The following is an 830-nucleotide window of genomic DNA, read 5'->3' on the forward strand; positions in this document are numbered from 1 at the left end:
GTGTCCGGCTTGAAGATCTTGAGCTTGCCGCCGTACTCGGTGAAGAACGCCCGGCCGTCCGGTGCCACGTCCACCGCGCCGGGCGCGATCGTGGTCTCGTCCAGCGCGACCTTCTCGAAGCTGCCCCACACCGTCGGCCCGCAGTCGGCCGCGACCTTCCCGCCCGCGCTCTCCACGCCGCCCGCGACGTGCGAGACGAACAGCGGCTCGGTGTAGCTGCCGGACTGGTGGCCCATGCCCGTCGCCCAGAGCCTGCCGCCCTCGAAGTTGCGGCACCACGAGATCGGGTGGTCGTGGCCCATCGCCGAGCCGCCCGCGTTGTAGGTGGTCTCGTCGGCGGTCACCAGGACGTGCACGTCACCGCGCGCGGAGCGGTTGAAGTTGTACCACTCCTCGGTGCGCACCCACCGGTCGGGCAGGCCCGCGCCGGACGGGTGCTTCTTGTCCGCGACCTTGGCCGTGCCCTGGACGATCGCCGAGTGCGCGGTCATGGTCATGCCGAGGAACTGTTCCCACCACGGGAACTGCGCCTCGATGTTCATGTCCGTGGCGTTGTGGATCGCGACCACACCGCCGCCGTTGCGCACGTACGTCTGCATCGCGGCGCGTTGGGCGTCGGTGTCCCAGACCATGCCCGAGGTTTGCAGCATGACGATGACGTCGTAGGTGGCGAGGGTGGCGTCGTTGAAGACCGCCGAGTCCTCGCTCTTGGTCATCTCCCACTGCCGCTCGGCCGCCAGCTTCTCGAACATCGCGATGCCGGCCGGGATCGAGTCGTGGCGGTACGCGCCGGCGGCGGTCTTGCTGAACAGCAGGACGTGCAGGCCCTC

General features: G+C 69.3%; 1 protein-coding gene. It reads right to left on the minus strand.

The window, feature by feature from the left end; genetic code table 11:
* The coding region (locus tag ABD126_RS38565; protein WP_343940649.1) for a ThuA domain-containing protein at positions 1-830 on the minus strand (830 nt) is incomplete at both ends.

This window comes from Saccharothrix mutabilis subsp. mutabilis (assembly GCF_039521145.1).
In the GTDB taxonomy this organism is placed as follows: domain Bacteria; phylum Actinomycetota; class Actinomycetes; order Mycobacteriales; family Pseudonocardiaceae; genus Actinosynnema; species Actinosynnema mutabilis.